Source organism: Pseudomonas sp. Irchel 3H3, assembly GCF_900187635.1.
Lineage (GTDB): Bacteria > Pseudomonadota > Gammaproteobacteria > Pseudomonadales > Pseudomonadaceae > Aquipseudomonas.
Map to the genome: position 1 here is coordinate 166844 of NZ_FYEC01000003.1, position 18213 is coordinate 185056.

General features: G+C 59.6%; 20 protein-coding genes. 14 read left to right on the plus strand and 6 right to left on the minus strand.

Annotated features, from left to right (window positions below; translation table 11 throughout):
• Positions 1-50 precede the first annotated feature (50 nt).
• From CKW24_RS05400 to CKW24_RS05430, 7 genes are all read left to right on the plus strand, one after another.
• Positions 51-638: an Rnf-Nqr domain containing protein gene (locus CKW24_RS05400; protein WP_095165898.1), complete on the plus strand. Its 588-nt coding sequence runs from the start codon at positions 51-53 to the stop codon at positions 636-638.
• Positions 635-1849 carry an electron transport complex subunit RsxB gene (gene rsxB / locus CKW24_RS05405; RefSeq protein WP_095165900.1) on the plus strand — a complete coding sequence of 405 codons (1215 nt, stop codon included), beginning with the start codon at positions 635-637 and terminating at the stop codon, positions 1847-1849. Before CKW24_RS05400 ends, rsxB begins: the two co-directional genes overlap by 4 nt.
• Positions 1836-2822, plus strand: a complete 987-nt coding sequence (locus CKW24_RS05410) for an RnfABCDGE type electron transport complex subunit D (protein ID WP_095165902.1) — start codon at positions 1836-1838, stop codon at positions 2820-2822. Before rsxB ends, CKW24_RS05410 begins: the two co-directional genes overlap by 14 nt.
• Positions 2819-3424: an RnfABCDGE type electron transport complex subunit G gene (locus tag CKW24_RS05415; RefSeq protein WP_095165904.1), complete on the plus strand. Its 606-nt coding sequence runs from the start codon at positions 2819-2821 to the stop codon at positions 3422-3424. The genes CKW24_RS05410 and CKW24_RS05415 overlap by 4 nt, the downstream gene beginning before the upstream one ends.
• The gene (locus CKW24_RS05420) at positions 3421-3972 is read left to right on the plus strand and encodes an Rnf-Nqr domain containing protein (RefSeq protein WP_095165906.1); all 552 of its coding nucleotides are present in this window, start codon (positions 3421-3423) and stop codon (positions 3970-3972) included. The genes CKW24_RS05415 and CKW24_RS05420 overlap by 4 nt, the downstream gene beginning before the upstream one ends.
• 25 nt (positions 3973-3997) lie before the next feature.
• Entirely contained in the window at positions 3998-4636 is a 639-nt protein-coding gene (gene nth, locus CKW24_RS05425) for an endonuclease III (RefSeq protein ID WP_095165908.1), read from the plus strand.
• 107 nt (positions 4637-4743) lie between these two features.
• Entirely contained in the window at positions 4744-4923 is a 180-nt protein-coding gene (locus tag CKW24_RS05430) for a PA3496 family putative envelope integrity protein (RefSeq protein WP_095165910.1), read from the plus strand.
• A 106-nt stretch (positions 4924-5029) separates the two neighbouring features.
• On the opposite strand, the gene CKW24_RS05435 is transcribed toward CKW24_RS05430, so the two are convergent.
• Entirely contained in the window at positions 5030-5656 is a 627-nt protein-coding gene (locus CKW24_RS05435; protein ID WP_095165911.1) for a response regulator transcription factor, read from the minus strand.
• A 539-nt stretch (positions 5657-6195) separates the two neighbouring features.
• Between CKW24_RS05435 and CKW24_RS28355 the strand changes: the two genes are divergently transcribed.
• Complete coding sequence (locus CKW24_RS28355; RefSeq protein WP_256585403.1) at positions 6196-7020, plus strand: hypothetical protein; 825 nt, start codon at positions 6196-6198, stop codon at positions 7018-7020.
• An 88-nt stretch (positions 7021-7108) separates the two neighbouring features.
• Here CKW24_RS28355 and CKW24_RS05445 read toward each other — a convergent pair whose 3' ends face one another.
• On the minus strand, positions 7109-8326 hold the full coding sequence (locus CKW24_RS05445; RefSeq protein ID WP_029295244.1) for an argininosuccinate synthase: 1218 nt from the start codon (positions 8324-8326) through the stop codon (positions 7109-7111).
• 129 nt (positions 8327-8455) lie between these two features.
• Positions 8456-9364 (minus strand): OmpA family protein, encoded by a 909-nt coding sequence (locus CKW24_RS05450; RefSeq protein WP_095165913.1) that lies wholly within the window; start codon positions 9362-9364, stop codon positions 8456-8458.
• A 156-nt stretch (positions 9365-9520) separates the two neighbouring features.
• Between CKW24_RS05450 and pyrC the strand changes: the two genes are divergently transcribed.
• Both pyrC and rnt read left to right on the plus strand, forming a co-directional pair.
• Positions 9521-10567, plus strand: coding sequence for a dihydroorotase (gene pyrC / locus CKW24_RS05455; RefSeq protein WP_095165915.1), 1047 nt, complete (start codon positions 9521-9523; stop codon positions 10565-10567).
• Positions 10564-11238, plus strand: coding sequence for a ribonuclease T (rnt, locus tag CKW24_RS05460; protein ID WP_095165917.1), 675 nt, complete (start codon positions 10564-10566; stop codon positions 11236-11238). The genes pyrC and rnt overlap by 4 nt, the downstream gene beginning before the upstream one ends.
• 73 nt (positions 11239-11311) lie before the next feature.
• Here the strand turns inward: rnt and CKW24_RS05465 are convergent, their stop codons facing one another.
• Positions 11312-11914: a peroxiredoxin gene (locus CKW24_RS05465; protein WP_007922432.1), complete on the minus strand. Its 603-nt coding sequence runs from the start codon at positions 11912-11914 to the stop codon at positions 11312-11314.
• Between the two features lie 254 nt (positions 11915-12168).
• On the opposite strand from CKW24_RS05465, the gene CKW24_RS05470 reads away from it, so the two are divergent.
• Together CKW24_RS05470 and bfr are read left to right on the plus strand one after the other, a co-directional pair.
• The gene (locus tag CKW24_RS05470; protein ID WP_095165919.1) at positions 12169-12387 is read left to right on the plus strand and encodes a bacterioferritin-associated ferredoxin; all 219 of its coding nucleotides are present in this window, start codon (positions 12169-12171) and stop codon (positions 12385-12387) included.
• Between the two features lie 199 nt (positions 12388-12586).
• On the plus strand, positions 12587-13057 hold the full coding sequence (bfr, locus tag CKW24_RS05475) for a bacterioferritin (protein ID WP_095165921.1): 471 nt from the start codon (positions 12587-12589) through the stop codon (positions 13055-13057).
• A gap of 102 nt (positions 13058-13159) precedes the next feature.
• Here the strand turns inward: bfr and grxD are convergent, their stop codons facing one another.
• A complete protein-coding gene (grxD, locus tag CKW24_RS05480; protein WP_095165923.1) occupies positions 13160-13501 on the minus strand; it encodes a Grx4 family monothiol glutaredoxin in 342 nt (113 codons plus the stop codon).
• Between the two features lie 98 nt (positions 13502-13599).
• Entirely contained in the window at positions 13600-15708 is a 2109-nt protein-coding gene (locus CKW24_RS05485) for a molybdopterin oxidoreductase family protein (RefSeq protein ID WP_095165925.1), read from the minus strand.
• A gap of 452 nt (positions 15709-16160) precedes the next feature.
• Between CKW24_RS05485 and argF the strand changes: the two genes are divergently transcribed.
• Entirely contained in the window at positions 16161-17081 is a 921-nt protein-coding gene (argF, locus tag CKW24_RS05490) for an ornithine carbamoyltransferase (RefSeq protein WP_095165926.1), read from the plus strand.
• A complete protein-coding gene (locus tag CKW24_RS05495) occupies positions 17078-18187 on the plus strand; it encodes an ABC transporter ATP-binding protein (RefSeq protein WP_095165928.1) in 1110 nt (369 codons plus the stop codon). The genes argF and CKW24_RS05495 overlap by 4 nt, the downstream gene beginning before the upstream one ends.
• The last annotated feature ends 26 nt before the right edge of the window (positions 18188-18213 follow it).

Below are 18213 nucleotides of genomic sequence, written 5' to 3' on the forward strand. Positions count from 1 at the left end.
GGATACTGCCTAATCTTCATGTACAGGCCTTTCCCTCGACCCGGCACGCCATGACCGACCTTCTGCTTACACTCATCAGCACTGCCCTGATCAACAACTTTCTGTTGCAGTGGCCGCTGGGCGTCGATCCTTTGCTGCAAGCCGCTCGCGCCCCCCAGGCAGAACGGCGCCAGGTCCACGCCCTGGGCATCAGCACCACCTGCCTGATGCTGCTCAACGGCATCCTGGGTTATGCCGCTTATCATTGGCTGCTGGTGCCGCTGGGCCTGACGGCCCTGTACCTGTTGCTGTTGTTGCCCTTGAGTGTGCTGCCCATTTCACTGCTGCTGCGGGGGCTGACGCGGGCCTTGCCGCAATTGCCATTTGCCGGACTCTGGCCGTTGCTGCTCGGCAACGCCGGCGTGCTGGGCTTGAGCCTGATGAGCATGCATAGCGACCAGGGCCTGACCTGGCACCTGGCCCTGAGCCTGGGCGCCGGATTGGGCTTCTGGCTGGTCTTGGGCCTGTTCAGCGACTTGCGCCAGCGCACCCTCAATAACGATGTGCCGATGGCCTTTCGTGGCTTGCCGATCGACCTGATCAGCGCCGGATTGATCGCCGTGGCATTTCTCGGATTCAGTGGACTGATCAAAACATGAGTCTGATTCAACGCATCGACGCCCTCCTGCCCCAGACCCAATGCGGCAAGTGTGGTCACCCCGGGTGCAAGCCCTATGCCCAAGGCATTGCCAGCGGCGAGGCGATCAACAAGTGCCCGCCAGGCGGTGACGAGACCATCGCCGCACTCGCCGAACTGCTGAAGCTGCCGGTCATGCAACTGGACCACAGCCGGGGCTCGGCGCCGCCACAGGTTGCCTATATCCGGGAAGCCGAATGCATCGGCTGCACCAAGTGCATCCAGGCCTGCCCGATCGACGCGATTGTCGGCGCAGCCAAGCTGATGCACACCGTGATCATCGACGAATGCACCGGCTGTGACTTGTGTGTAGCCCCCTGTCCGGTGGACTGCATCGAAATGCACCCCCTGCCCTCGGCCCAGGTACTGCCGATCGTTGGCGGCCTGGCGTTCACTCCCGAGCAATTTCAAGCGCGTAGCGTCAAACGCGAGCATGCCCGCCGGCGCTTCGAACAACGCAACGCCCGGCTGGAGCGCGAAGAACAGCAGAGGCTGGCCGAGCGCGCGGCACGCGCAGCCAAAGCCGCACAGCCGGCAGCCACTGGTGCCAATCCGGTGCAGGACGCCATCGCCCGCGTACAAGCGCAAAAAGCCGCAGCGGCCGATGCTGCCCTGAAAAAAGCCAAGATCGATGTGGCGATGAGCCGCGCGCAACTGCACAAATCCCTGAAAGCCTTCGGCCATCCGCCGACCAGCGAGCAACAAGCTCAACTGGTGGTGCTGCAACAGCAGTTCGAAGCCGCCGAACACGCCTTGGCGCAGCTCGAAAGCAGCGCCCCGGCCAATCCTCCGCAACCGCCCGCACCAGCCAATGACGCTGAACTCAAGCGGGCGAAAATCCACTTGGCGATGCGCCGCGCCGAACTGAGGAAAGCCCAGGACAACGCTGCGCCTGCCGAGCAACTGGCGGCCCTGAGGGCCGCGCTGGAACAGGCCGAACACGCCTTGCACGCCGCCGAGGACGCCAGCGACAAACCGCCACCGCAATTACTGCGCCGGGAAAAACGCCCGATCGACAGTCAGCTGCGACAACTCAAGACTGAACTGGCCTATGCCCGCGCCGAGGTGAGCAAACTGCAGCGACAGGCCCAGACACCGGCAGAGCTCTTGAGCCAGGCACGCGCCAGGCTCGAGGAGGCCGAGCGCCAGGTGAACGACTATGTCGCCCCTTGAACCCGTCGACGATCGCCTGCAACAGGCGATGCAGCGTGTGCTGCTGGCCACCGTGCCGGGCATCCTGCTGTTGCTGTGGTTTAGCGGCTGGGGCGTGCTGTTCAATCTGCTGCTGGCGTGTACCAGTGCACTGGCAGTGGAAGCCGCGGTGCTGCGCCTGCGCGGTTACCCGCTCAAGCCGGCCCTGAGTGACGGCAGCGCCCTGGTCAGCGCCACCTTGCTGGCCCTGGCACTGCCCGCCTACTGCCCCTGGTGGTTGACGGTGAGCGCGGCGGCCGGGGCGATGCTGTTCGGCAAACACCTGTATGGCGGCGTGGGTAGAAACCCGTTCAACCCGGCCATGCTCGGCTTTGCCCTGGTGCTGGTGTGTTTCCCGCAACAGATGACCCACTGGCCCAGCCACGGACTGAGCCTGCAGGGTGGCCTGCAGCAGATTTTCGGCTTCAGCGCAGCCGCCCAACCGGACGCCTGGGCCCAGGCCACCGCGCTGGACAGCCTGCGAATCAATAAAAGCCTGACCATCGACGAACTGTTCGCCGCCAACCCGGCATTTGGGCAGTTGGGTGGCAAGGGAATTGAATGGGTGAGCCTGGCATTTCTCGCCGGCGGCGCCTTTCTCTTGCAGCAACGGGTGTTCAGTTGGCACGCCCCGGTGGGGATGCTCGGCAGCCTGTTCGTCATCAGCCTGTTGTGCTGGAACGGCTCGGGGTCCGACTCCCACGGTTCGCCACTGTTTCACCTGTTGAGCGGTGCCACCATGCTCGGCGCGTTTTTTATCGTCACCGAACCGGTGTCCGGGGCCAAGAGTCCCAAGGCACGCCTGCTGTTCGGTGTCGGCGTGGGCCTGTTGACCTACCTTATCCGAACCTGGGGCGGATACCCCGACGGAGTGGCGTTTGCAGTGCTGCTGATGAACCTCTGCGTGCCAGCCCTAGAGCGCCTCTGTGCAGCGCAACCGGAGCCGGCATCATGAAACGCAGCCTCAGCGTCCTGAGCCTGGTGATCATCGCCGTCCTGTGTGCTGGCGCCACTTACCTGGTGCAACAGCTCTTGGCGCCGCGGATTGGCGCGCAACAGCGGTTGATCGAGAGCCGCAACCTGCTGGACATGCTGCCGGCGGGTAGCTACGACAATCAGCCGCTGGACCAGCCACTGGCGATCAAGGGCGTGGTCCTGGCCAACAGCACACTGTTGGGTGGCTACCGGGCGAACCTCAATGGCAAGCCTGCGGCGATCATTTTGCTGAGTCGGGTCACCGGCTATGAAGGCCCCATCGACCTGCTGCTGGTGATCGATAGCCAGGGCAGGCTGCTGGGCGTCAAAACCCTCAAGCAAGGGGAAACCCCGGGGCTTGGAGCCATGATCGCCACACACCCCAACCCTTGGCTGGCGGGTTTTATCGGCAAGTCGCGGAGTGAGCCGGGCGACAGCGGCTGGGCGTTGAAAAAGGACCAGGGCCAGTTCGATCAACTGGCCGGTGCGACCATCACCTCCCGTGCGGTGATCAGTGCGACCCACGATGCCTTGCGCTATTTCGATGAACACCAACCACAACTGCTCGGCAGCGCGCCATGAACAAGACCTCGACCCTCCAGAACTCCTTGATGCTGGCGCCACTGATCGGCGCCAGTGACACGTTGCTGACGGCCTTGAGCCTGGCGCTGCTGTGCGTGCTGGTGATCGCTGTCTATGGGCTGAAAATGCGTCTGTTGCGAGCCTGGCTCAGCGAGTCCTTGCATCTGCCTGCCGGGGTGCTGCTAGCCGCCACTTTGACCAGCCTGGCTGCGCTGGCGACTCAGGCCTGGGCGCTTGAGCTGCATCAGCACCTGGGCTTCTACATCGGCTTGATCGCCCTGCAATGCGTGGTGCTGGAGCGCAACGGCTTTTTCACCGAGACCCGCCTGCTTGACCGATTGCGTTTGTGTGCCCTGTTCGTCAGCCTGATGATTGGCCTGGGCTTGCTGCGCGAAGTGCTGGGGCACGGCTCGATCAGTTGGCATTTGCCATGGCTGGCTGCCGACGGCAGCGTACGACTGGCCATCCTCGCCCCCGGTGGGTTTATCCTGTTGGGATTGCTGCTGGCAGCCAGGCAAGCCTGGCTCGGCCGCTCTCCGACACCCTGAACGCCTGCAAGGAATTGCTCTGCCCATGAATGCCGCAAAACGCCTGGAAATTTTCCGCAGGTTCCACGAAGACAATCCAGAACCGAAAACCGAGCTGGCCTATTCATCGCCCTTCGAACTGTTGATCGCAGTGATCCTCTCTGCGCAATCTACCGATGTCGGCGTCAATAAAGCCACGGCCAAGCTGTTCCCGGTAGCCAACACCCCGGCGGCGATTCATGCGCTCGGCGTCGAGGGCTTGTCCGAGTACATCAAGACTATCGGGCTGTACAACAGCAAGGCGAAGAATGTCATCGAGACCTGCCGCATGCTGGTGGAGCTGCATGGCGGTGAGGTGCCGCAAACCCGGGAAGAGCTTGAGGCACTGCCAGGAGTAGGCAGAAAGACTGCAAATGTGGTGCTGAACACGGCGTTCCGACAGTTGACCATGGCCGTCGACACCCATATTTTCCGGGTCAGTAACCGAACCGGTATTGCCCCTGGGAAGAATGTCGTCGAAGTCGAACACAAGCTGATGAAGTTTGTGCCCAAGCAATTTCTCCTCGACTCCCACCACTGGCTGATCTTGCATGGCCGTTATGTGTGCCTGGCGCGTAAGCCCCGGTGTGGCAGTTGCAGGATCGAAGACCTGTGCGAATTCAAGCAAAAAACCTCCGACGATTGAGGCGCTATTGGTTTTATTGATTTATCGATTGAAAAAATCTTTTTTACCCGCCAGGAGATTGTCGATATAAGGGGCGCCAATGGCTCTCTTAGCCTGGAGTTGACCTGATGAGTACTGGCAAAGAACAACTGGACGTAGAAGACGACTTCGCCCCTGTTGAGAGCGATGATGCAGAACCTATGGTGGAGGTCGCCAAGACCAACCTGAACAAGCGCCGCACCATCGATAATCTCCTGGAGGAGCGACGTCTGCAAAAGCAGTTGGCCGATTACGACTTTGACCTCTGACCGCTGAAAGCCTCCCTCCGTGGAGGCTTTTGTCATTTAGCGATCCGTGCCCCAAAAAGTACTTCGGTGGCGAAGTGTCGGGCTAGCCGTCTTGTACCCTCGCACCTCAGACCAGCCCATTTCGCTGGGCCAGTTCAATCAGATCGACAAGCGAGCGAGCGTTCAGCTTGAGCAGAAGCCGAGTCTTGTAAGTACTGACGGTTTTATTACTGAGAAACATGCCATCGGCTATTTCCTTGTTGGTCTTGCCCCGGGCCAATTGTTGCAACACCATCATCTCTCTTCCGGACAAGCGCTCTACCATATCCGACTCACTGGTATTACCCAGCGACGAGCGGACCGAGTGCAATGCCTGGTTCGGAAAATAGCTGTACCCAGACAATACCGCCTTGATAGCGCTGAGTAGCTCGGTGAGCTCCTGCTGTTTGCAGACATATCCAATTGCCCCCGCCTGCATGCAGCGCATCGAAAAATGCCCGGGCGTCTGTGAAGTCAGGACTAACACTTTCACGGAAAAGCTCATCGAATTCAAACGCGCAATGACTTCCAGACCATCCAGCTTGGGAATGCCTATATCCAGTATGACGATATCCGGCATGTGTTCACGGGCAAGTTGCAATGCATCCACGCCATTGTCCGTTTCAGCAATAACTTCGTAGCCATGACGCTCCATTAGCATGCGTACAGCAAGTCGAATGACGGGGTGATCATCCACGATCAGCACTTTATTCATGGGCAAGTCCAATTTTCGCTGTTCGAATTTTTAGAGTCAGCACAATAGCCTAGTCGTTTCGACCTGGGGATCCCGCCCAAGGCAAGCACCCCCTGCGAGAGACAATCCCTACAAACATCAAGGATTATTCCCACAGGAAATCACAAAAAACAATGTCGCTTAAAGTTTAAGCCCCGCATCCCCCCTGCACCAATAACGAATTTTCGCCCATGACAAGGAGTGAAGATCAAACTAACATTTAGGATGCAACTGCGTCTCCCTTCGCTAAACTTCACTCCAACAACAATGAGTCGAGCCTAGCGAACAGAACTTGGAGAACCTTTAATCTCGAACGGAACTCCGCCACCCCACATAAAAGCCAGGTAACACTCAAACTAACCAACACCCAAAAAAATATCTAGAAACAACCCTGACAACCGAGAAACCAATTAAGTTTTATCGTAACAAGTGCCCCCTCAAAGAGATTATGGCACCACGCAGGCTGGTTGCCCCTTAACATTACCATCAAAGGTCATTCAAACATCAAGCGAGTAGCCAAAATGAACGTACTTCAGAAAAAAATCGCCAACCCCATGACAATCATTGCGATCTTCGCGGCACTGTCCGAAACTTCCGCCGCGGTGTCATTGCCCTTCCTCGATGATGAGAACCGGGAAGTATATATATGGTTTTTAATCAGTTTCCCCTTCTACCTGCTATTCCTATTTTTTATCACCCTCAACTTCAACTACAAATCCCTGTATGCACCTTCGGACTTCCAGAAGAGCAAGCAGTTTTTGAAGGTGATCGATGACGCCACCCGAGGCGAGAAAAAATCCGCTTCTGCCACGGCCCAAGCAAGCAAGGTCAACCCCGCACGCCCAGACCCGCGCAAGAGCCCTGGGGCGGTCAAAACCAAGCCCGACTACTTGCTTCCCAGCACGCAGGACCCGCCCCCTGGCATCACCTTCTACACCCACCTGCGCCCTCAACAGCAGTTGCCCATGCCCGCTTCGGTGCAATACATACGTATCGTCGATGCCCGGTGGATCCGCAAGAAAAAGGACACCTGTCAGTTGATGGAGAAACTCGACCAACCCCGGCCAAGCCAACCGAGACTGACAATGCTGCTGACTTGTCAGGAGTCGGAGCCAGTGATCAATGAAAAGTTGAAGAAGTCTGATGTAAAAGCACTCAATGCTCAGGATTCCGTGTGCCTGTTCTATAACGTGAGCACGCAGGCAATGACTGTCGTTCGCAAGACTGATTCCCGTCTTGATGCAGTGACAGACCGGCAAGATGGTTTTTCATCGAGGCAGGAACAAAGGGAGGGGAAAGCTGGCGGTATTGCGGATAACGGCGCTACTGCCCGGATGACAGATTAACGCTTGGCCATCGAGGCCCACAGAACAGGTCGCGCCCGTTGTGCCCCCGCCTCAAGCAGGCGCACAACGGTTGATCAGCGCAACAGCATCAGAACAACTTGCGGCCCTTGTTGGCTGCAATGCGCATACGCAGGGCGTTGAGCTTGATGAAGCCAGCAGCATCCGCCTGGTTGTAAGCGCCGCCATCTTCTTCGAAGGTGGCGATGTTGGCGTCGAACAACGACTCGTCGGACTTGCGACCGGTAACGATCACGTTGCCCTTGTACAGCTTCAGGCGAACCACGCCGTTCACGTGCACCTGGGAAGCGTCGATCATCTGTTGCAGCATCAGACGCTCTGGGCTCCACCAGTAGCCGGTGTAGATCAGGCTGGCATACTTGGGCATCAGCTCGTCTTTGAGGTGAGCCACTTCACGGTCCAGGGTGATCGATTCGATCGCCCGGTGGGCGCGCAGCATGATGGTGCCGCCTGGGGTTTCGTAGCAGCCACGGGACTTCATGCCCACGTAACGGTTCTCGACGATGTCGAGACGACCGATACCGTGTTCGCCACCAATACGGTTGAGGGTCGCCAGCACGGTGGCCGGGGTCATTTCGACGCCGTCCAATGCAACGATGTCGCCGTTACGGTAGGTCAGTTCCAGGTACTGCGGTTTATCTGGAGCGTTCTCCGGGGAGACGGTCCATTTCCACATGTCTTCTTCGTGCTCGGTCCAGGTATCTTCCAGCACGCCGCCTTCATAGGAGATGTGCAGCAGGTTGGCATCCATCGAGTACGGGGATTTCTTCTTGCCATGGCGCTCGATCGGGATCGCGTGCTTCTCGGCGTAGTCCATCAGCTTCTCGCGGGACAGCAGGTCCCACTCACGCCATGGAGCAATGACTTTTACCCCTGGCTTGAGGGCATAGGCACCCAGTTCAAAACGAACCTGGTCGTTGCCTTTGCCGGTGGCACCGTGGGAAATGGCGTCAGCACCGGTTTCATTGGCGATTTCGATGAGGCGTTTGGCGATCAACGGACGTGCGATGGAAGTACCCAGCAGGTACTCGCCTTCGTATACGGTGTTGGCACGGAACATCGGGAACACGAAATCACGCACGAATTCTTCGCGCAGATCGTCGATGTAGATTTCTTTGACGCCCATGGCTTGTGCCTTGGCGCGAGCCGGTTCGACCTCTTCGCCTTGACCCAGGTCAGCGGTGAATGTCACCACTTCACAGTTATAAGTATCCTGCAGCCACTTGAGGATCACCGAAGTGTCCAGGCCGCCGGAATACGCCAGAACGACCTTGTTTACGTCCGCCATGCCATCACTCCACGGGGTTCTACGGAAAGCCGATAAGTCTAACGCTGCGAGCGGATAAATTACAGAGGCGCGACAGCTTATGACGACGAAGCGACAGATTATGTCGAGCGGGCGACGATTTCGACGGGTTCAGGAGGTCGCTGCCGCGCCACCCGCAGAGCTGACTTGAGGGGCAGGATCGGCCGCAGGTTCGAGTCGTTCGAGCTGCACGCTGACCCGACGGTTTTTCGCCCGGTTGGCGGCACTGCTGTTGGGTGCCACTGGATAACGCTCGCCGTGAAAGCGCAGGGTCACCTGTGATTCCTGGATGCCGTTGGCCTTGAGGTAATCCATCACGGCCAGCGCCCTGCGTCGCGACAGGTCACGGTTGGTCAGGCGATTGCCGCTGTTATCGGAATGGCCGTCAATTTGAATATGATTGACCGTCGGATCGGCCCTCATGAAGCTCAGCATGGCCTGCAAGCGACTTTTCGCCTGTGCATCCAGTTCGATTCCGCCCCCTGGAAAACCTACCGCCGCCTGCTTCACCTGCTCGTAGTTCATCGGTAGCAATTTGGCTACGCAGCCCTGGTAATCGGCATAGGCCTTGCTGAAACTGACCGGCAGCAGGCGCACTTCCGACACTCGACCGTCAGGCGCCGAATGCCGGATCAACGGACTCCGGCCCTCCATCAAACCACCGATCAGGCGACCGGCCTGCGCCTGCGAACTGTTGAACAGCACCTCGCCACTGCCCAGCCTGACCGAACCCAGGTTGATGTCCGCACGCCCTGGCTGCCAGGGTGCCGCCGCCGCCAGCAAGGTCGCCGAGCCACCACTGAGCATCGGGTTATAGGCTTTCAATCGAAAGGTGGCCTGCTCGCCCGCCCGCCGCACGAACTCGCCCGCACCAAAATCGGTGATCGGTTGGCTCAGGCGGCATTCGAACTTGTCGCCCTCGACCTTCCACTCAGTGCTCTCCAGGCGCGTCTGGAAAGTGAGTGCCATGGCAGGAAGGCTGGCGAACACACTGAGCAAGGCTAGATAACGCTGGCGCACGGGAGGCTCCACTGACTTCTGCAACAAAAAGACCGACACACATGTTTACGGCATACCTTGGTGATATCGGTTACGTCCGACAAAACTTGATAGCGAGTGCCTGCAAGAGTCTTTTCCGGTAGCATTCCCATGAGTTTGACCCGCCTGGAATCCCCAATGTCCGACCGCCTGACCCTGCTGCGTCCCGACGACTGGCATATTCATCTTCGCGATGGTGCTGCGTTGCCCAATACTGTCGCGGATGTCGCGCGCACCTTTGGTCGCGCCATCATCATGCCCAACCTGGTACCACCGGTGCGCAATGCCGCTGAAGCCGACGCCTACCGCCAGCGCATTCTCGCTGCGCGCCCGGCCGGCAGCCGCTTTGAGCCACTGATGGTGCTCTACCTGACCGACCGCACCACCGCGGACGAAATCCGCACCGCCAAGGCCAGCGGTTTCGTGCACGCCGCCAAGCTGTATCCGGCCGGTGCAACGACCAACTCGGACTCCGGTGTCACCAGTATCGACAAGATCTTCCCTGCGATCGAGGCCATGGCCGAAGTCGGGATGCCCTTGCTGATCCACGGTGAAATCACCCGCGGCGACGTCGACGTCTTCGATCGCGAGAAAATCTTCATCGACGAGCACATGCGTCGGCTCGTCGAGCGTTTTCCAACGCTCAAGGTGGTGTTCGAACACATCACCACCGGCGATGCCGTGCAGTTCGTCAACGAGGCCTCGGCCAACGTCGGCGCCACCATCACCGCGCACCACTTGCTGTACAACCGCAATCACATGCTGGTTGGCGGGATTCGCCCGCACTTCTACTGCCTGCCGATCCTCAAGCGCAACACCCACCAGGTCGCCCTGCTGGATGCCGCTACCAGTGGCAGTGAAAAGTTCTTCCTCGGTACCGACTCGGCTCCCCATGCCCAGCACGCCAAGGAAGCCGCCTGTGGCTGTGCCGGCTGCTACACCGCCTATGCCGCGATCGAGCTGTACGCCGAGGCGTTTGAACAGCGTAACGCGCTGGACAAGCTCGAAGCCTTCGCCAGCCTCAACGGCCCGCGTTTCTACGGCCTGCCAGCGAACACCGATCGCATTACCCTGGTCCGCGAAGAATGGACCGCCCCAACCAGCCTGCCCTTCGGCGAGCTGACTGTCATCCCGCTGCGCGCCGGTGAAAAACTGCGCTGGCGCCTGCTGGAGGAACACGCGTGAGTGAAGACCATTACGACGACGAACAGGAAGGTCAAGGTGGTGGCGGCTCGCGTCACCCGATGGCAGCCAGGTTTCGGGGATATCTGCCAGTCGTCGTTGACGTTGAAACCGGTGGTTTCAACTGTGCCACTGACGCCCTGCTGGAAATCGCCGCGACGACCATCGCCATGGACGAAAAGGGTTTTGTGTTCCCGGACCACACCTACTTCTTCCGTGTAGAGCCGTTCGAAGGCGCCAACATCGAAGCTGCGGCGCTGGAGTTCACCGGCATCAAGCTCGATCATCCGCTGCGCATGGCCGTGAGTGAAGAGACGGCCCTGACCGATATCTTCCGCGGCGTGCGCAAGGCGTTGAAAGCCAATGGCTGCAAACGGGCAATCCTGGTCGGCCACAACAGCAGTTTCGACCTGGGCTTCCTCAATGCCGCCGTGGCGCGCCTGGACATGAAGCGCAACCCGTTCCACCCGTTCTCCAGCTTCGACACCGCGACACTGGCGGGCCTGGCCTACGGCCAAACCGTGCTGGCCAAGGCCTGCCAGGCAGCAGACATCGACTTCGACGGTCGCGAGGCCCACTCGGCTCGCTACGACACCGAGAAGACCGCTGATCTGTTCTGCGGCATCGTCAACCGCTGGAAACAAATGGGCGGCTGGGAAGACTTCAACGACTGATCGGTCGCAGGTTTTTCTCAACCCACAAAAAACCGGCCACTTGGGCCGGTTTTTTGTGCCTGAGGCGCGTGGCTTACAGCTTGCCAGCGTTCTCGGACAGGTAAGCAGCAACGCCTTCTGGCGAAGCAGTCATACCTTTGTCGCCTTTTTTCCAGTTAGCCGGGCAAACTTCGCCGTGCTCTTCGTGGAATTGCAGCGCGTCGACCAGACGGATCAGCTCTTCCATGTTACGGCCCAGTGGCAGGTCGTTGACGATCTGCGAGCGGACAACACCTTTGTCGTCGATCAGGAACGCGCCACGGAAAGCTACGCCGCCTTCGGATTCAACGTCGTACGCCTTGGCGATGTCGTGCTTCATGTCAGCAGCCATGATGTACTGGACCTGACCGATGCCGCCGGCATTGATCGGGGTGTTGCGCCAGGCGTTGTGGGTGAAGTGCGAGTCGATCGACACCGCGATCACTTCCACGTTACGCGCCTTGAAGTCAGCCATGCGGTGGTCCAGAGCGATCAGCTCGGACGGGCAAACGAAGGTGAAGTCCAACGGGTAGAAGAACACCAGGCCGTATTTGCCTTTGATGGCCGAGGACAGGGTGAAGCTGTCGACGATTTCGCCATTGCCGAGTACGGCCGGTACGGTGAAGTCAGGGGCTTGTTTGCCTACGAGTACGCTCATTGGATATCTCCTGGTGTAGTGCGTGAAGAAAGGTAGCGATCCAGTCTGCCGCCGGTAAACGACAGCTTCGTGAAACGGCTACCGTTCGCAAAGACCGACCATCATACACTGCGTTTTTGACCTGTCGCCATGTAGCCGTTCGTCAGGCAAGTGACGAACGATCACAACAGGCACGGAAACCACTTTGACAATCATTCTCGTTAACATTAAGATCCATCGCAATTGAGCCATAACCAGCGATGGGTTCTCACTCTATGTATGTCTGCCTCTGCACTGGCGTCACCGACGGCAAGATCCGCGATGCAATCTACGAAGGTTGCTGTAGCTACCGTGAGGTGCGTGAAGCCACCGGCGTTGCCAGCCAATGCGGCAAATGCGCCTGCCTTGCCAAGCAGGTGGTTCGCGAAACCCTTGCCGACCTGCAGATGAGCCAGGCGGCGATTCCCTTTCCCGTAGAATTTTCCGCCGCATAAGTAACCCATTTCAGAGAACCGGACTTAGTGTCCGGTTTTTTTATGTCTGTAATTCAATCGCTTAGCGTCAGGATGCGGAACACAAACATTCTTATTCCGATTAATTTTCATATATTATTCAATAACTTAGGTTTGACACTAAGAAGTTGCAGGCTCAAACTCGGCCTTATATACCGCACTTAAGGACAGGACCCCCATCATGAAAGGCGACGTAACAGTCATCCAGCATCTCAACAAGATCCTTGCCAATGAGCTGGTCGCAATCAATCAGTACTTCCTGCATGCCCGCATGTATGAAGATTGGGGCCTGAACAAGCTGGGCAAGCACGAGTACAAAGAATCCATCGACGAGATGAAACACGCGGACAAGCTGATCAAGCGCATCCTGTTTCTCGAAGGCCTGCCGAACGTCCAGGACCTGGGCAAGCTGCACATCGGCGAGCACACCAAGGAAATGCTCGAGTGCGACCTGCGCATCGAGCGTACCGGTCACGCCGACCTGAAAACCGCCATCGCCCACTGCGAGACCGTTGGCGACTTCGGCAGCCGTGAACTGCTCGAAGACATTCTCGAGTCCGAGGAAGAACATATCGACTGGCTGGAAACCCAACTGGGCCTGATCGATAAAGTTGGAATCGAGAACTATCTGCAATCGCAGATGGGTGAATAACGCAAAGTTACCACCCATTAAAAAGCCCCGCCCTCTTATAGAGAGGCGGGGCTTTTTTTGATCTGCTGCGAGGGTTCGCTGGCAAACCAGCGCCTACACCACTTAGGCTTCGGTCTTGCCAGCAGCAGCCTTTTCCACAGCAGCCTTGATGGTCGACTGCAGCGAACCGTCAGCGGCCATTTCGGTCATGATGTCGCTACCGCCAACCAATTCACCACCGACCCACAGCTGTGGGAAGGTTGGCCAGTTGGCGTACTTTGGCAGGTTGGCGCGGATTTCCGGGTTCTGCAGGATGTCCACGTAAGCGAACTTCTCACCACAGCCCATGACGGCCTGCGCGGCTTTCGCGGAGAAGCCACATTGTGGGGCATTCGGCGAGCCTTTCATGTAAAGCAGAATGGTGTTGTTGGCAATCTGCTCTTTAATAGTTTCGATGATATCCATGGAGCACCTCGGCTGAACTTTTCCGACTCAGTTGTCGGCACGGTGGCGCATTGTAACGGAAAGACCGACGCGATGCTCGGTCTCCCCGACAGACATACCTAGGCCGCTGCCACCGTCACCGGCACACCATTGAGCGCTGCGTTTCCCGACAACTCATCAAGCTGACGCTCATCCGTCAGGTCGTTGGCGCTTGACCCCGGTTGCGCCGTGGCGATGCCCATCTGCACTCCAGGCCGGGCATGGCCCCAGCCGTGGGGCAGGCTGACCACGCCCCGCATCATCTCGGGACTGCCGAGCACCTCGACTTCGATCTCGCCGACCCGTGAACTGACCCGCACCCGCTGGCCGTCGCTGAGCCCGCGCTGAGCGAGGTCGTCCGGGTGCATCAACAACTGATGACGCGGCTTGCCTTTCACCAGGCGGTAGTAGTTGTGCATCCACGAATTGTTGCTGCGCACATGGCGTCGGCCAATCATCAACAACTCATCCGCCGCCGGCGCTTGCAGGGCGGCAAAGCGCTGCAGGTCCGCGAGTATCGCCGCGGGCGCCGCTTGCACGTGCTGGTTGGGCGTTTTCAGGCGCGGCCCCAGGTTGGCCTTCAGCGCCCCCAGGTCGACGCCATGGGGATGATCGAACAGGCTGGCCACCGACAGCTTGTGCTCGGAGGCGTCACCGTAGCGACCGGCACGCAAGGCAAAGTCGATCATCTGTGCCGGTGGCAGCGTAGGCTTGAGCTCCTTGCCGGTCCTGGCCGCAAAGGCCTTGGCCAGGCCGACGAAGATCTCCCAATCATGCAGCGCGCCCTCGGGCTTGGGCAGGATCGCCCGGTTGAAGCGGCTGACATTGCGCACCGCGAACATATTGAACGTGGTGTCGTAGTGATCGTTTTCCAACGCCGAGGTCGAAGGCAGGATCAGGTCGGCGTAACGCGTGGTTTCGTTGATGTACAGGTCGACGCTGACCATGAACTCCAGGCCGTCCAGCGCCTGCTCCAGTTGCCGGCCATTGGGCGTCGACAACACCGGATTGCCAGCTACCGTGATCAGGGCGCGAATCTGCCCCTCGCCGCCCGTGAGCATTTCTTCGGCCAGGGCCGATACCGGCAACTCACCCGCGTATTCCGGCCGCCCGGAGACCCGGCTTTGCCACAGATTGAAATGCCCGCCCGAGGTCGACGCCACCAGATCAACCGCAGGTTCAGTGCACAGCGCCCCGCCAACCCGGTCCAGGTTGCCGGTGACCAGGTTGATCAACTGCACCAGCCAATGACACAAGGTGCCAAAGGCCTGGGTCGAAACCCCCATGCGTCCATAACAGACCGCCGTCGGCGCGGCGGCAAAATCGCGCGCCAGTTGGCGGATCTGCTCGGCCGGCACGGCACACAACGGGCTCATGGCCTCGGCATCGAATGGCGCAATCGCCTGGCGCACCTGATCCAGCCCATCCACCGGCAAATGACTGTCGCGACCCAGGCCTTCGCTGAACAAGGTATTGAGCACGCCAAACAGCAACGCCGCATCGCCCCCAGGCCGAACAAACACATGCTGGTCGGCCATCGCTGCGGTCTCGCTGCGCCGCGGGTCGACCACCACCACTTTGCCGCCACGCGCCTGGATCGCCTTCAAGCGTTTCTCCACATCCGGCACGGTCATGATGCTGCCGTTGGACGCCAGTGGATTAGCGCCCAGGATCAGCATGAAATCGGTGTGATCGATGTCTGGAATCGGCAGCAGCAACCCATGGCCATACATCAAGTGGCTGGTCAGGTGATGGGGCAACTGATCGACGGACGTCGCGGAGAAGCGATTGCGGCTCTTCAGTAACCCAAGAAAATAATTGCTGTGGGTCATCAGCCCGTAGTTATGCACGCTGGGGTTGCCCTGATACACCGCCACCGCGTTCTGCCCATGACGCTCCTGGATCGTCGCCAGGCGCTCGGCGACCAGCACAAAGGCCTCGTCCCAACCAATCGCCTGCCACTCGTTGCCGACGCGCTGCATGGGCTGGCGCAGGCGATCGGGATCGTTCTGGATATCTTGCAGCGCCACCGCCTTGGGGCAGATATGACCGCGACTGAAGCTATCCAGCGGGTCCCCCTTGATCGAAGTGATCTGCAGGCCCGCGTTGTCGCTGACGGTAGTTTCGATGGTCAAGCCGCAGATGGCTTCACACAGGTGGCACGCACGGTGGTTAAGAGTCTTGGTCATGGCCAGTCTCTGTTTTATTCGGGGCAACCAGGGCGCGGTTGCGGGAGTAAAACTATGGGCCGAGTCCGACCACTGCACCAGCGACGTTCGTCTTGTGAATCGGCGGCCATCAGGCCTGCCGATAGCACCCCGCCAGTTGGCGACCGGCAGGGCAAAAACCGACTGGTACGCCCGCCTGTGCGCTGCGCTCGATTGCCAAGGCGCGCGGGGGCAGTGTACAAAGGGCTTGCTGCTGTCAGGAAACAGGCTTCAAAAGCGCTACTGCGGTCACCCCGTAGCCCCTCTGAAATCCCCTAAACACCGTAGCCTATTGGTAAGGCGCGACATTTAATGTCAATATTGCGCCTTCCCCTATTTCGTCGCCCCGTGCGGCTTACGCCGCAGGTCTCGCCCGTTTTTTTAATTAAACAAGGCTTTGAGTATCTGCGGTCCGTTGCAAAAGGTAGTCAATGATGAGCGCAAGGCACTTTCTCTCCCTGATGGATTGCACGCCCGAAGAGCTGGTCAGCGTGATCCGTCGAGGCATTGAGCTCAAAGACCTGCGTAACCGCGGCGTACTGTTTGAGCCGTTGAAAAACCGCGTCCTGGGGATGATCTTCGAGAAGTCCTCGACCCGCACTCGCCTGTCGTTCGAAGCCGGCATGATCCAGCTCGGCGGCCAGGCCATCTTCCTCTCGCCGCGCGACACCCAACTGGGCCGTGGCGAACCGATTGGCGACTGCGCCATCGTCATGTCGCGCATGCTCGACGCCGTGATGATCCGCACCTTTGCCCACAGCACCCTGACCGAATTCGCCGCCAACTCCCGCGTGCCAGTGATCAACGGCCTGTCCGATGACCTGCACCCGTGCCAGTTGCTGGCCGACATGCAAACCTTCCTTGAGCATCGCGGTTCGATCCAGGGCAAGACCGTGGCCTGGATCGGCGACGGCAACAACATGTGCAACAGCTATATAGAAGCGGCCATCCAGTTCGACTTCCAGTTGCGCATCGCCTGCCCCGAGGGCTACGAGCCCAACCCGCAATTCGTGGCGGCAGCCGGCGATCGCGTGACCATCGTCCGCGACCCCAAGGATGCCGTGCGTGGCGCACACCTGGTGAGCACCGATGTCTGGACCTCCATGGGCCAGGAAGAAGAAACCGCCAAGCGCCTCAAACTGTTTGCGCCCTACCAGGTCAACCGCGCCCTGCTCGACCTGGCGGCCGAGGATGTCCTGTTCATGCACTGCCTGCCTGCCCACCGCGGCGAAGAAATCAGCCTCGACCTGCTCGACGACGGCCGCTCGGTGGCCTGGGACCAGGCAGAAAACCGCCTGCACGCGCAAAAGGCCTTGCTCGAATTCCTCGTTCCCCCGGCGTACCACCACGCATGAGTCATACATTACTGCTGAACCTGCGCAACCTGGCCTGCGGCTACCAGGACCAGCGCGTTGTCCAGAACCTCAACCTGCACCTCAATGCTGGCGACATCGGCTGCCTGCTTGGCTCCTCCGGTTGTGGCAAGACCACCACCCTGCGGGCCATCGCCGGTTTTGAACCGGTCCACGAAGGGGAAATCCAACTGGCGGGAGAAACCATCTCCAGTGCCGGTTTCACCCTCGCCCCGGAGAAACGCCGGATCGGCATGGTGTTCCAGGACTACGCACTGTTCCCGCACCTGAGCGTGGCTGACAACATCGCCTTCGGCATTCGCAAGCACCCGCACAAAGACCGGGTCACCGCCGAGATGCTCGAACTGGTGAACCTGAAGAACCTCGGCAAGCGCTTCCCCCACGAGCTTTCCGGCGGCCAGCAACAACGGGTGGCCCTGGCTCGCGCACTGGCCCCGGAGCCGCAACTGCTGCTGCTCGATGAACCCTTCTCCAACCTCGATGGCGAATTGCGCCGCAAGCTCAGCCACGAAGTCCGCGACATCCTCAAGAGCCGTGGCACCAGTGCGATTCTGGTGACCCACGACCAGGAAGAAGCCTTCGCGGTCAGCGATCAGGTCGGGGTGTTCAAGGAAGGTCGGCTGGAGCAGTGGGACACGCCCTACAACCTGTACCACGAGCCGCTGACACCTTTCGTCGCGAGCTTCATCGGCCAGGGTTACTTCATTCGTGGCCAGTTGCAGACCCCCGAGTCGGTGCAGACCGAACTTGGCGAGCTGCGTGGCAACCGCGCCTATACCTGGCCGACCGGCGGCGCCGTGGACGTGCTGCTGCGTCCCGACGATATCGTCTACGCCCCGGATAGCCCGCTGAAAGCGCGGATCATCGGCAAAACCTTCCTTGGCGCCTCGACGTTGTACCGCCTGCAACTGCCCACCGGCAGCCAGCTGGAATCGATCTTCCCGAGCCACGCCGACCACCTGGTGGGTGCCGATGTCGGCATTCGCGTGGCCGCCGAACACCTGGTGCTGTTCCAGGCATCCGGCAGCACCGCGGCACAGATACCGGCCGTCGAATCCGGAGTCCGCCGGTACAGCACCGCCAGTTGATCCACGCTCCTACACATCCAGTCAGG

Excerpts from the sequence above, each read along its gene's own strand:
- grxD (WP_095165923.1), bottom strand. The coding sequence starts at position 13,501 with ATGGATATCATCGAAACTATTAAAGAGCAGATTGCCAACAACACCATT.
- CKW24_RS05485 (WP_095165925.1), bottom strand. The coding sequence starts at position 15,708 with ATGACCAAGACTCTTAACCACCGTGCGTGCCACCTGTGTGAAGCCATC.
- rsxB (WP_095165900.1), top strand. The coding sequence starts at position 635 with ATGAGTCTGATTCAACGCATCGACGCCCTCCTGCCCCAGACCCAATGC.
- CKW24_RS05400 (WP_095165898.1), top strand. The coding sequence starts at position 51 with ATGACCGACCTTCTGCTTACACTCATCAGCACTGCCCTGATCAACAAC.
- nth (WP_095165908.1), top strand. The coding sequence starts at position 3,998 with ATGAATGCCGCAAAACGCCTGGAAATTTTCCGCAGGTTCCACGAAGAC.
- CKW24_RS05415 (WP_095165904.1), top strand. The coding sequence starts at position 2,819 with ATGAAACGCAGCCTCAGCGTCCTGAGCCTGGTGATCATCGCCGTCCTG.
- CKW24_RS05495 (WP_095165928.1), top strand. The coding sequence starts at position 17,078 with ATGAGTCATACATTACTGCTGAACCTGCGCAACCTGGCCTGCGGCTAC.
- CKW24_RS28355 (WP_256585403.1), top strand. The coding sequence starts at position 6,196 with ATGAACGTACTTCAGAAAAAAATCGCCAACCCCATGACAATCATTGCG.
- bfr (WP_095165921.1), top strand. The coding sequence starts at position 12,587 with ATGAAAGGCGACGTAACAGTCATCCAGCATCTCAACAAGATCCTTGCC.
- pyrC (WP_095165915.1), top strand. The coding sequence starts at position 9,521 with ATGTCCGACCGCCTGACCCTGCTGCGTCCCGACGACTGGCATATTCAT.
- argF (WP_095165926.1), top strand. The coding sequence starts at position 16,161 with ATGAGCGCAAGGCACTTTCTCTCCCTGATGGATTGCACGCCCGAAGAG.
- CKW24_RS05465 (WP_007922432.1), bottom strand. The coding sequence starts at position 11,914 with ATGAGCGTACTCGTAGGCAAACAAGCCCCTGACTTCACCGTACCGGCC.
- CKW24_RS05470 (WP_095165919.1), top strand. The coding sequence starts at position 12,169 with ATGTATGTCTGCCTCTGCACTGGCGTCACCGACGGCAAGATCCGCGAT.
- CKW24_RS05420 (WP_095165906.1), top strand. The coding sequence starts at position 3,421 with ATGAACAAGACCTCGACCCTCCAGAACTCCTTGATGCTGGCGCCACTG.
- CKW24_RS05430 (WP_095165910.1), top strand. The coding sequence starts at position 4,744 with ATGAGTACTGGCAAAGAACAACTGGACGTAGAAGACGACTTCGCCCCT.
- CKW24_RS05410 (WP_095165902.1), top strand. The coding sequence starts at position 1,836 with ATGTCGCCCCTTGAACCCGTCGACGATCGCCTGCAACAGGCGATGCAG.
- CKW24_RS05445 (WP_029295244.1), bottom strand. The coding sequence starts at position 8,326 with ATGGCGGACGTAAACAAGGTCGTTCTGGCGTATTCCGGCGGCCTGGAC.
- CKW24_RS05435 (WP_095165911.1), bottom strand. The coding sequence starts at position 5,656 with ATGAATAAAGTGCTGATCGTGGATGATCACCCCGTCATTCGACTTGCT.